Origin of the sequence: Microbulbifer okhotskensis (assembly GCF_023895975.1) — a bacterium.
GTDB classification, from domain to species: Bacteria; Pseudomonadota; Gammaproteobacteria; order Pseudomonadales; family Cellvibrionaceae; genus Microbulbifer; species Microbulbifer okhotskensis.
Map to the genome: position 1 here is coordinate 1 of NZ_JALBWM010000113.1, position 12738 is coordinate 12738.

Annotated in this window: 9 protein-coding genes; 3 read left to right on the plus strand and 6 right to left on the minus strand. The window is 47.6% G+C overall.

The features are described 5' to 3' along the window. Window positions 1-200: 200 nt before the first annotated feature. Window positions 201-452 (plus strand): hypothetical protein, encoded by a 252-nt coding sequence (locus MO867_RS17835; RefSeq protein WP_252471680.1) that lies wholly within the window; start codon window positions 201-203, stop codon window positions 450-452. Between the two features lie 104 nt (window positions 453-556). Here MO867_RS17835 and MO867_RS17840 read toward each other — a convergent pair whose 3' ends face one another. From MO867_RS17840 to MO867_RS17855, 4 genes are all read right to left on the minus strand, one after another. Then, window positions 557-3694, minus strand: coding sequence for an efflux RND transporter permease subunit (locus tag MO867_RS17840; RefSeq protein ID WP_252471682.1), 3138 nt, complete (start codon window positions 3692-3694; stop codon window positions 557-559). Then, a complete protein-coding gene (locus tag MO867_RS17845) occupies window positions 3691-5049 on the minus strand; it encodes an efflux RND transporter periplasmic adaptor subunit (RefSeq protein ID WP_507161422.1) in 1359 nt (452 codons plus the stop codon). The genes MO867_RS17840 and MO867_RS17845 overlap by 4 nt, the downstream gene beginning before the upstream one ends. After that, window positions 5042-5734: a TetR/AcrR family transcriptional regulator gene (locus MO867_RS17850; RefSeq protein WP_252471686.1), complete on the minus strand. Its 693-nt coding sequence runs from the start codon at window positions 5732-5734 to the stop codon at window positions 5042-5044. Before MO867_RS17850 ends, MO867_RS17845 begins: the two co-directional genes overlap by 8 nt. A gap of 686 nt (window positions 5735-6420) precedes the next feature. Beyond that, window positions 6421-6900 (minus strand): SRPBCC family protein, encoded by a 480-nt coding sequence (locus MO867_RS17855; protein ID WP_252471688.1) that lies wholly within the window; start codon window positions 6898-6900, stop codon window positions 6421-6423. A gap of 120 nt (window positions 6901-7020) precedes the next feature. Here MO867_RS17855 and MO867_RS17860 point away from each other — a divergent pair, with 120 nt between their 5' ends. Next, window positions 7021-7929: a LysR family transcriptional regulator gene (locus MO867_RS17860; RefSeq protein ID WP_252471690.1), complete on the plus strand. Its 909-nt coding sequence runs from the start codon at window positions 7021-7023 to the stop codon at window positions 7927-7929. 85 nt (window positions 7930-8014) lie between these two features. Here MO867_RS17860 and MO867_RS17865 read toward each other — a convergent pair whose 3' ends face one another. Next, window positions 8015-9412 (minus strand): tryptophanase, encoded by a 1398-nt coding sequence (locus tag MO867_RS17865; RefSeq protein ID WP_252471692.1) that lies wholly within the window; start codon window positions 9410-9412, stop codon window positions 8015-8017. Between the two features lie 1455 nt (window positions 9413-10867). Here MO867_RS17865 and MO867_RS17870 point away from each other — a divergent pair. Then, window positions 10868-11734 carry a glycosyltransferase family 2 protein gene (locus tag MO867_RS17870; RefSeq protein ID WP_256474151.1) on the plus strand — a complete coding sequence of 289 codons (867 nt, stop codon included), beginning with the start codon at window positions 10868-10870 and terminating at the stop codon, window positions 11732-11734. Between the two features lie 20 nt (window positions 11735-11754). Here MO867_RS17870 and MO867_RS17875 read toward each other — a convergent pair whose 3' ends face one another. Next, window positions 11755-12405, minus strand: a complete 651-nt coding sequence (locus MO867_RS17875) for a hypothetical protein (RefSeq protein WP_252471696.1) — start codon at window positions 12403-12405, stop codon at window positions 11755-11757. Between the last annotated feature and the right edge of the window lie 333 nt (window positions 12406-12738).

Sequence of the window (12738 nt, forward strand, 5' to 3'; positions counted from 1 at the left end):
TAGACAAGATAATTACAGCCACGATTTAAGCTGATTTATATGGGACAGCCCTGGCAACCAGCCCCAAGATACTCTGAGCAGCCACAAGCTCCAACAGGTTTCCCTAAGTAACTATACGGTAACCGATCATCGCTTAGATCCCTCTTTGGCGAATATCGGTATGGAACAGGCCTGTTAAGGCAGGTATCAAAGCTGGGACTTTGGGTGCCGAGGAAACTTTTGGTGCTTTGCTCAAGACCAGCGGTAGTGGAAAATTAGTGGCTTTTACTAAGGATGCAGAAGCAATCTCAGAAAAATCAGCCACCACGTTAATCGGAACTCTAGGAGCAATATGGAAAAGGATGAATGTCGTCTCTGAGGCTACAGCAGGGATTTTGAGGGTTCATAAATTATTGGAAGATCCATCCTTTTACTTCACCAAGATTGGTAAAACAGTTGATTGCAGGCTTTAGGTAGGTTAGCCCAAAACATTTTTCGCTAGCTTAATACCACCTAATTTGGTGCTATTAAGCTAGGAAATATCCTGCATAGCCAGTTTTTCTTCACGGTTAGAAGATCACTTACCTGTTGCAACAACCAAAGCCTCCGACATCAATTCTCCCTTATCATCACTTCCCGCCTGAGACTCGGTAAATCCAAAGTCCTCTAATATCCCGTAGAGTGCGGGCAGCACCAAGAGAATCAGAACCGTTGAACTACTGATGCCAAACACAATACTGGTTACCAATGGAACCAGCACTTGTGCCTGTAAGCTGGTTTCAAACAGCAGTGGCAATAGACCCGCAACGGTTGTGAGAGAAGTCAGGAAAATTGCGCGGAAGCGGTCGCGGCTGGCTTGGCTTGCGGCGCTGTGAACGTCCATGCCTTCACGCACACGCCGTTTAACAAACTCCACTAATAAAATGGAATCATTCACCACGATCCCAGCGAGGGAGACGAAGCCCATCATGCTGGGCATGGACATATTCTGCCCCATTATCAAGTGGCCCCAGATTACACCGATCAATGCCAGAGGGATGGCTACTAGTACAATCAAAGGCTCGACATAGCTGCGGAATTGCAAGGACAGGAGCAAGTAAATACCGATAGCACCGATTAAAAGAGCGCGGCCGATAGATTTACCAGTGACTTTACTGTTTTTCATCTCCCCCTGCATATCCACGCGCAAGCCGGGAAATTCTTGGATGAGCTCGGCCAGGAATTTCTGCTGGGTATCCCCTAGTACCTGACCGGCATTGGCTTTTTCGGTATAAACATCAGCGTACACACTGACTACACGCTCACCATCGATACGCTGAATCCGCGCATAATCGCGATTCAATTCAATAGCGGCAATAGCGATCAGGGGTACACGCTGCTGAGTGGCCGGGTGGATAATAACCAATTCGTCGAAGCGGCTGAGGGCGCCACGGGAATCCGCATCCATACGCACCTGAATCTCATAGGTTTCCCCCAGATATTGGATCTCATCAATCTCCATCCCCTGATAGGCGGCGCGCAGCTGATTGGCGACATTGCTGGCGTCGAGCCCAGAGGCGTAGGCACCTTCTCGCATCTTTACGGTTAATTGCGGTTTTCCGGGACGCAGGTCATCCACCACATTCACGACGCCATCGTATCCACGCAGCCAGTTTTGCAGACGAATAGAGGCCGCTTTTAGCTGATCCAGCTTCAAACCGGTGAGGCGCAAATGTATAGCGCGGCCGGCAGGGCCAAAGGCGGGTTCTTTGTAAAGAATGGCGATGGCTCCAGGTGTTTCACCAGCGGCCTCGCGCCAAGCATGGCGCAGTTCATCCATGCTGGTATTACGCCCTTCTGCGGCGAGCAGGTCGACATTGATAGTGGCCACATGGGGGCCCGTTTCAAAGGCATCACCATTTACGCCATAAGTCACACTGGTGTGATGTACCAGAGGCGCGCTTTCATTTTCGGAAAACTCTGTAGCAACTCGGTCGAGGGCATTCAGTTGTTTTTCAACCAGCACCTCCATATCCACCAGTGAGGTACCCTGGGGCATAAGAATACGGGCCTGCAGCAGGTCGCCTTCTAAGGTAGGGAAGCCCTGGAATTTTACAATACCCGCAGGCATCAGGCTTACGGTTAAAAAAAACAGGCCGAGCACACCACCCACAAAAGCATAACGATATTTTACCGCCCAGTCGGCAGCACGACCCATATTCTCACGCCAGCCTTCAAAGCGCTTGGCAAAGGCTTGCTTCCACGCAGGCGTGCGGCTTTTGTGCTCAAGGGCATGGCGCAAGTGGGCCGGCAGGATCAAGAAAGCTTCCACCAGACTGATGAGCAGTACGGATATAAGGACAATCGGCAGTACCTTAAGCACCTGCCCCATATCCCCTTTGAGAAAAATCAGCCCGCCAAACACCATCACAGTGGAGGCGAAGGAAGAGAGTACACCGCGAGCGACACGCTTAGTGCCATTGATGACCGCCTCCAATGGAGAGCGACCATCTCGATGCTCACTGGCAATACTTTCCGAGAGCACAATGGCATCGTCCATCAGAATACCGATCGCGATCAGCAATCCCACCAGGCTGATCATATTAATAGAAACACCCATGGCAGTGATCAGAGCAAAGGAGCCTAGAAACGAAACCGGCAGGCCCATCACCACCCAAAATACATAGCGTCCACTAAAAAAAAGATACAGTGCCAAGGCTACCAGGATTAGCCCCTGCCAAGCGTTGGCGATAATCATTCGCAGGCGATCAGCGACAATGGAGGCGCCGTCCTGGGTGAGAGTCAACTTCATGCCCTCAGGCAACTTTTCATTTTCCCGATCGACAAAAGCGCGCACAGCCTCCAAAACTCGCAGGCTATCATCCACGCTGTTCTTTTCCACGTTGAGCAGGGCTGCTCGATGCCCGTCAAAAGTAATTTTTTCTTCGGCCAGCTCAAAAGCATCGTAAATTTTCGCAATATCACCGAGGCGTACTTCGGCGCCATCCTCACCTTTAATAACGACGAGATTTTCCAGCTCGGCTACGGTTCGGCGCTCTTCGGTAAAGCGCACTTGGTATTCGCGATCCGGTGTAGACACTTTTCCAGCGGGCATATCAATTGCCTGCTGGTCGATAATATTGGCCAGCTGCGTGACGCTAAGCCCGTACTGGCGCAAATTGTAATCAGAGATTTCAATCTGCAGCTGGTGATCAGAAAAGCCTGAGATACGCACGATGGGTACCGCTGGATCACGCAGCAGTTCTCGGCGGTAGTGCTCCGCCAGTTGGTTCAGTTGCGGCAGCGGCAAATCGGCACTTATCGCGATGCTGACAACACCTTGAGTACGACCCAACTCTTCGATCACCGGGCGCTCACTCTCTGCGGGCAGGGAGTCGATGCTATCCACGGCGGACTCCACATCAGCAACAAACTGGTTCATATCACCAGCTTCCTGCATTTTCAAAGTCATCAAGCCGAGGTTATCCTTGGCCTCACACAGGCGCTCATCAATAAAGCTGATGCCATCGGTAGCCTCTTCCAGGGGCAGGCAAATACTGTCTTCCACCTCGGCAGCCGCGGCACCGGGATAGGCCACAGAAACCTGCACTTCGAATTTATCGATTTCCGGCATGGTCTCGCGCTTCATACTGGGCAGAACGAACAACCCGCTCAGCATTAGCGCGACCATCAACAGGTTGGCCGCCGTGGGGTGGCCGGCAAAAAAACGAATCACTGCTGAATACCTCTGGAGTTCACCACCACTTCTTGCTGACCACTGATCACAGACACAGCCATGCCGTTAATCGCCGGGATCACATCGGTCACAATCACCTGCTCACCGGGATTCAGGCCTGCACTAATCACAGTGGTATCTCCCTGGTGATAATCCACCTCTACTTCACGCACGCGTAGCTGTCCGTCCTCCACCAGATAGACCCTGCCCTCGTGCAGGGCGCGGCGTGGGATCGCCAATACTGGCGCGACAGGAGCGAGCAACTCTACGCGGGCGTACATACCGCGAAACAGTGGCGGTTTTTCTCCGACAAGGGCTTTTCCATAAGGGTCATCGACGGCAACTACCACGGAAAGCGTACGGCTGGTGCTATCCAGGGTTCCCCCCAGGCGAACCACTCTGCCCTGCCATTCCGAATCGCCAGGTCCGCCAACCAAGGTGATGCGTGCATCCAAACCCAGCAAAATCCTGGGCAGATCAGCCGACGTTGGCCGGCTATCATTACCTGGTCTGAGATTGCGCAAAAGTGGAGCTACATGAACCATCGGGAGTTCTGCAGCAATTTCCACCTGAGCTAGGCCGCTGGCATCGAACAGGCGTGCGTTGCCGGCAACATATTGGTTTTCCTCGACGTGAACCTGGCCAATACGGGCATCGAAAGGCAGTATTACCTGAGTGCGCTCCAGATTATATTTACTGTCCCGCACCTGGGCCTCTGAGCGGGCAATTTGTGCCTCGATCACTTTTCGGCGGGTTGGGAATAGTGAAAGCTGGCTTGCTTGGTTCTGCACCTCCTGGCGTAGACGCAGCATATTTTGCTCTTCCACATCCACGGTAGAACGGGAAACTGTACCCTTGGATACCAACTTCTGTTTACGTGCGAGCTCTTTCTCACCAAGTTTGAGGCTGCGCTCGGCGATTTCCAGGGAACGCTGGCTATTGGTTTCCTCCACCTCCAGTTCCTGCAAGTTGGCGCGGTTGGCCGCCAGATCACTTCCTGCTTGGGCCAGGGCCAACTGATAGCTGGTGTCATCAATCTTCAGAACCAGAGAGCCTGCTGGAATAATATTGCCACGCTCCAGTTCCGGTGCGGTATAAACTATCCGGCCGCTCACTTCCGCATTAGCTTCAAGGAATGTGCTGGGTTTAACCTCGCCATAAGCAACCGCCCTCGCTCGTAATTGCTTCTCCTGCACTTCCAGCGCATGAACCGGTGTCATCAGTGCTTCTACAGCATCGTGTTTTGGGGGGCGCTTGCTGACTACCAATACCATGGCGAAGAAAATGCCTATCGCTATCAATGCCGGTAGCGCGAGCCGGCGATTCAATAGTTTTTTTAATGGAGCTTTAATCATCACCGCCAGTCTCCGGATGCTCGTCTATAGAAATATTTACCACTCCGTTGAGCAGTAGCTGTACTGTGTGGGCTATCCACTCTTCACCGTTATCCTTACCCAGCGCGAAGGCAAACCCCTCTTTCAAAGGATCTCCAGCAATAAAGGGGAAAGCAATCAAGCTGATAAAAGATATGGGCATTAGCTTGATATCCAGGTCCGGGCGCAACTGGCCGGCAGATTGGAGTACGCCTAAAAGTTCGCAAAGTTTTGGGCCCAACTGCGATGCCAATCGATCGGCAAATAGGTCGCGCATACGGCCCGGCTTGGAGGCCACCTCGCCCACAATCAGGCGAGGGATCCAAGGCTCACTGATGTAAAGGCGAATCATCCGCGCCATAGCCTCTTTCAGCATCTCTAATGAAGGTTCTTTGTCATCCAAACCCACATTGAGAAATGCGGGGCCATGCTGCATAAACTGATGGCGCATCACCTCAATAATCAGCCCCTCCTTACCGCCAAAGTGATAGCTGATCATGGCAGAGTTCACCCCCGCACCCTGGGCGATTTCACGGATAGAGATATCGCGAAAGGCCTTATTCCGAAGTAGTGAGAAGGCCGATTGCATCAGCGCCTCCCGCACCTGCAGTTCACGTTCCGGGTCCTTAGGGTGCCCGCGGCCGCGGTAGGGGGTGGTTTCGTTCACCGTGATATCCCACTTAATTAATCGGTCGATTAATTAAGTAGTAAAGGTGCCGAAATCACAACCTTGATTAATGACTTCCCGGTCATAGACAAGGTGATACCAGAGATCACCATTTTTAAAACAAATAGCCGGTGAACCGCTTGAATGCGTCCCTTTATTCCTGATAACGCTTAATTCAAGGTTGGATAAATAGTGCAATAGCCTAGTACGACCAGTCAAAAGACCCACGTCACAAGATTATTGTGTCCTACACAACTCCCCTGCCCAGGCAAGAAACTGACTTCCCTTTCTGCTATGGCCTTCTGCAGATCAACCGATAAAGTGTGAGACTCCACCCATGAATCTATCGAGAAAAACACACCGATTTTATTTGTTCGTACCTGCCACATGAACCACAAACAAAAATACTGAAGAAGACTAATAGTCACCAAAGTATTTTTCAGAAAAACTGAAAAAAAGGAATTAAAAATCTATGCTTTCCAGAGCGGCATATTACAGTACACCAAACCACCAACAGAAAAGAGTGCCGCCAGATAGCGCTGTTCAACAATAACCAGCGAAGATGCAAGGAGGTTTTTTTACACACTGACCCCACCAATATATTCTTAACTTGCCCCCCCCTAAAGAACCAAACAGCCGCTCCACCAAATAAATAATTATTGCTTTCTGAATTCAGCCCCAAAAAGCTAAGCCGCAACAACAAAATCCCGTCTGACTACTTCTCCCTTAGTGATATGGTGCTCCAATCCAGCCAAGACTTTATCAAGCAGTTTCGGCATTCGCCCCCGAATAACCAGGATATTCAACAGGTGCCCCAAAATACTGAGCTTCATTTCATAAACTGTTGTTACGATCACTTGGGTAGATCCACTGGGTGTTTTCTTAAGCTGCCAAGTGGATTCGAACTGTTTCATCGGTGCTTTAAACTCTCGAATGTTGATCTTCATACGATAGCTCTCATCGAACTCCACAACCTCTTCGACTGCTTCACTGCCATCGTAAAAATTACAGCGCCGTGTCGCACCAACACCATTGGGGCGATTGCTTAACTGATCCGTGGTCTCCACCCCTGGGTGCCAGTTTTCGATCAGAGTAACGTCGGCAATTTGCTTCCAGACAGTGTCAATATCAGCATCAATCAAACGTGTAGTAATAATCTTGTTCATATCCAGCCCTTCCTGAGAGAGACATTTAGTGTCGGCAAGGAGGAATTTAGGCCATTCCAGAACATACTGAAATAGACATAATTGTCAAATATCTGTTTCATTTTTGTATATAATCGCCGCATGGATATTGATCATATAGAAGACTTGCAGGTCTTTACCCAGGTAGTTGACTGTGGAACCCTCGCTGCAGCCGGCCGGGTACTGAACCTCTCTCCCACCCTGATGAGCCGGCGGCTGGCCCGCCTCGAGAACACTCTTGGAGTGCGATTACTTGAGCGAACGACGAGAAGTCTGCACGTCACCGATGAAGGGCGCACATTCTACGCCCGCTGCCGCCGTATTCTTATGGAGCTGGAGTTAGCGCAAGAAGAGTTGCGCCCAAACAGTAAGGTCATATCTGGTATCGTTCGGCTAGTTGTTCCGACTTCGATGCTGGCCTATGGCATCATGAACGCCCTTAGCTCTTTTCTCAGCACCCATCCCGCTCTAACGGTTCAGATAAGCCTCAGTGACGAATCCGTTAATTTATTGGCTGAGGGGTGGGACATAGCCACTCATATCGGCGCCCCCAGCGACAGCACTCATATAGGAAAGCGTCTGGGAAGTATTTCCCCACGATTAGCCGCTACAGCAGAATACCTGGCACGGGAGGGGATTCCAGAGTCTCCATTGGACTTATCGAAACACCAGTGCGTACGCTTCTATAGCACCCAACCGCAAGAATACTGGCCAGTTATCGATAAAGAAGGTGTCACCATCAGAGTGCCCATTGGCGGCCAGCTTTTATGCCACGATGTAATTTCCATCTATACCGCAATGTGCGCCGGAATTGGTATCGGCTTGATTCCGAAAGCCGCCCTCGATAAAGCCAAGAATGAAGGTAAACTAATAGAGGTACTACCTGGCTATAGGGTAGATAGCAATACCCTTTACGCCCTGATTCCGGCCGGCAGGCAAACTGTGCCCAGAATTAAATTGGTTGCAGACTGGCTGGCTAAATTTATATCCAGCCTCAATGGTGAAGACTAAACAGTAGAGACAACCCTATTAAATGAAGTACCTTCTGCATCAAAAAAAGGCTCCTTCAGGAGCCTTTACGAGACTTCAAATGTCATTAAAGCGCGTTGAATCTCGCCGTAAAGTGTCGCAATACGGGAGGTTCATAGTCAAAGGTTAAACCTTTTAGCTCATGCGCCCGGTTTTGCAATTCAATAATCGCATCGGCAATATAATCCATATGATCATTGGTATACACTCTGCGCGGAATAGTCAGGCGCATCAATTCCAGATCGGCCCTCTTTTGCTCGCCGGTTTCAGGATCACGCCCCAACAATAAAGAGCCAATTTCCACCGCTCGAATACCTGCTTCCAAATAAAGTGCATTCGCTAGAACCTGTGCGGGAAATTGCTCCGGCGGGATATGAGGTAAGACCTTGGCGGCATCAACAAATACAGCATGCCCGCCAGTTGGATACTGGATCGGCACCCCAGCTTCACGCAGACGATCACCCAAGTATGTGACCTGACCGATTCGATAGTGCAAGAAGTTTTCATCGGCGGCCTCATAAAGGCCACGGGCCAGGGCCTCCATATCACGTCCTGCCATGCCGCCATATGTCACAAAACCCTCCATGGGTACACAGCGGGTACGCACTGCCTGGAACAGCTCTTCATGATCGCGAATACAACAAAGACCACCAATATTCACCATGGGATCTTTTTTCGCAGACATGGTCAACATATCACCGTACTGATACATCTCACGGATAATTTCAAGGATCGACTTATCCTGATACCCCTTTTCACGTTGCTTGATAAAGTAGGCATTCTCGCAGTAACGCGCTGAATCAATCACCACCGGTATATCGTGCTTGCTGGCGATTTCATACACCGCACGCATATTCGCCATGGAAACTGGCTGACCGCCAGAACTATTGCAGGTTATCGTTGTGATAATTGCGCAAATATTATGCGAACCATATTGTTCAATAGTCGCCGCCAACTTTTGCAGGTCAAAGTTACCCTTCCAGTTATAAGGCGTGTTGGTATCAAATGCTCGCTCATCCACTACATTGATGGCCTTACCACCATTCATCTCAATATGACCCGCAGTAGTATCAAAGTGATAGTTGGAGATAAACACTGGCGTAGTACCGTCACGCACCTGGCGCATACGCTCGATTAAGGCGGGGAACAGAATCTGTTCAGCACCACGCCCCTGATGCGCAGGAACGGTTAATTTATAGCCAAAAAAATGTTCGACCGCATTACACAGATTGTAATAGTTGCGACTACCCGCATAGGACTCATCCCCCAGCATCAAGCCAGCCCACTGGTTATCACTCATAGCACCCGTGCCGGAATCTGTTAGCAGATCGATGTAAACATCATCGCTACGCAACAAAAAAGGGTTTAAACCCGCTTCATCGAGTGCGGCTTGCCGATCTTGGAAGGTTGTCATTTTGATCGGTTCAACCATTTTAATACGGAATGGTTCAGGGATACGTTTCATTATTGTTATCCTTAATAGGGCCAGATCCATAGAGTAAAATATCACACTGGCCAGTGTTGCTCGCAAAACTATAATACAGGCGACCACAACAATAGGCTATCCCCTTGATACGGGAATATTAAATGGCGCAAATAATAGGTCAGACGCAACAAAATCCCGCGGGAAATTCTCTACCGAGGTAAACTGCTACACCCACACTCAAACCATTACCTCCAACTTTAACCCGGCTATAACTCAGCGTGGTTACGGCCAAGAAAAACCGTTTTGCCAACACCACTGGAAAAGTGCCTTAAAGCACTGCTCTTCACCTCCAAACTCTTTAAAGAATTTGGCTGCACTAATGTTTTTCAGGAACTGATTTTTTACGAACCATGATAAATCCCCTGCAGATTAAACAGATCATTGTATATATAGTTCTCTGCTTAATCTGCAGGGGTGGCAATTGGGAAGAGTTTAGTGATTTCGACTCTCCACATTGATGCCACCCCTAACATCAACCCGACCCACTGGATATAACTCATGGTGCCAATCTGGGCTATAAAAACATCAGCACTTCTCAGTAGGAAATCTGGTATACAGGCCTCCAGCCAAGGCTTTTTACGGTCTGTCACGCTATAAAATTGATCAACAAAACCCCCTCTAAATGGAGTGATTCAGGAATACGCTTCGTCATTTTTCTATATATAAATCCTGACGATGGAAACCAAGAAGCCTCTGAATAACTCCATAATATCTCTGTGAACGTTGAAGTCTTCAGATGTTAAGCGCCGCTCGCCAAACCAATGCTAAGGATAAATATACAAGCCACTTCAAGGCGCGGTCGCTTTAAATACCGGGCATAACTAGATGAACGAGCCCCTACCGCCGGCAGCAGTCTGCATAGACATCTATCCTAATGGCGCCAATTTTTCCAAAACGCCAAAAAAATCTGATTACATATCAATCTAGCAGCCCAAAAGTATGGGAATTTGCAACTCTTCCACATGCACACGGACACAGCAATAGCTGCTATGGTCACGCAAGGCCACCATTCAGCTACTCATTAGGTATAATCTCAGACTAAAGAAAATTGCAGCCGCATATTATTTTATCATTCACTTCCGATCAGTCCCGCAGGTCTTGTTTCAAGGTGGATGGAACCGCTCCTGACCCGCTCTACATAATTTGACGTCAATCTCCTCCCGCCTATCTTCTATCTTTACAAATTCACTGCTAGACCTAACTTTAAGATAGGCAATGGCGTCCATCAATCAACAACCCGATGTATTTCGATTTTAACCTGTCGACTAACTTAGCGCCAACATTATCAAAAACCTTAAAATTAACACTTTAAACCGCTTTTAGCTGGATTCAGCCGGATGCTAAAATATTACATATCACTTAATATCTTAAGATAGCCTTTTGAACACCATCAAAAGGTTTAACCTAAACTACAATACCAAGTGCATGTGACATATGAAAACTAGATTCAGCATAATTATCCCCTGCTATAACAATGCTGATCTCTTGGAAAATGTACTACAAGGCTATTCTGCACAATCATTCCCCACCAATGATTTTGAGTTGATTTTAATCGACAACAACTCAAGTGATCCAAATATTATTTCATGTTACCATCAATACAAAAATAGGTTGGCCTTAACTTTAGTTTACAGGCCAGTATTAACCAACCCGTTCGCGCTCAATTCGGCACGCAACTTAGGGGTAAGAATATCAAAAAATAATTGGTGTATCTTTACGGATAGCGACTGCATTCCTTCACCCCAATATCTCACGGAGATCAGTGCAGAAATCCATAAAAATGGACGTAACATCTGCATGGCAGGCATCAGAGAATTTATCCTCAAAAATGATATTGATACAAAAAAAATAGACAAGACTAATGGATACCTTAACACCTGCCCACGGTTCAAAAGCCCATCAAACTACGGGCTTCTAAAAGACCGGCGGATCGGAAAAATAGAACGCTTGCCGAACACAGAACAACCTTGGGGGCATTTTTATGGCTGCAATATGGTATTTAACAAAGAAGATATCATTAAAGCAGGTTTTTTTGATGAGCACTATGATGGCACATGGGGATATGATGACATCGATTTAGCTTACAGAATAATTAATAATTTCAAGGTGAAACCTATTTTCATGAAAAAAGCCATTGTCTATCATCAAGACAAGATCCATCTAGGCAATAGAACCAACTACACACCAAACAGAGTCGAAAAGTTAAACAACCCAAACTATCAGTACATCTGCAACAAAATAAGCGGATACTATGAATTTAGCAATCGCGAATTTAAGCGCTTTGGTCTTACCCTGACTTAAAGGTTCGCAGCACTACCCGATCATATATCCAGGACATCACATTCAACTGAAAATTGCCTTAGAAAGAAAACGACCCTATCAAGATCAAACATAGCCTTATTGACTGTCACATCAACACAGTAACCATCACTACCCTTACTGATAGCAAACACCAATGCATCCCTTGTAATAGAATATGTCGCAGTACAACCATCCTCCCTTTTGGGCAAATAACTAAATATGAAATCCTCCACAATCTTCGAACCAGGCCTCTTCTTCACGTTCAGCACATCAAGCAATACCATAGTGTAATAAGCTATATGATATTTTTTTAGCCAATAAATTTGATGCCGTGAAAATTCACCCAAAGAACCTAAAGAAAAATGAAACCCTGAGGCCGTATTCCCGACATTCCCCACCCTTTGCTTAGGTATATTTTTAATAAACTCCTGCGTTATTAATATATTTGCCTTACTTCGATCAAAGACCTGGGTAAAGAATAGAATGAAAATTTCAAGAATATTCTCAAAAGAAATTTCGTGAGACTTTATTTTGGCTGAAACCAGCACAATATCATCAAGCTCCTCCGATACATCTTGCTTATCATCCAAAAGGAAAGGAGATTCTCCACCACCCCTCATATTGCATAAAATCATCCCTGCACCAAAAAAAAGTGCCTTGGAAAATCCCATAGCAAGACTCAATACTGAGTGTCGTTCATCCCCTCGATATAAGCGTCTTATAATCGATCCACGCTCCACCGATCCACCGATCCAGCGTCATCTTTCCTCAACAGGCAATCAGCATAACCGGAAAAAAGCAACCCCATATAACCAGAAAAATAACTGTGGTCCACAATGAAATAAACAAATTTTTTATCAAAATGAATATAAAGTGGAATGCCACCCTTCTCTAGAATCTTGTATAGTGGCTTTCTATCCGTATTATACTTCACCCTTTCATTTATCTCTCCTGCATTCAACTCTGAAGTGCATCACCCTTTAGGCTGCTGCAGCAGCCGTATA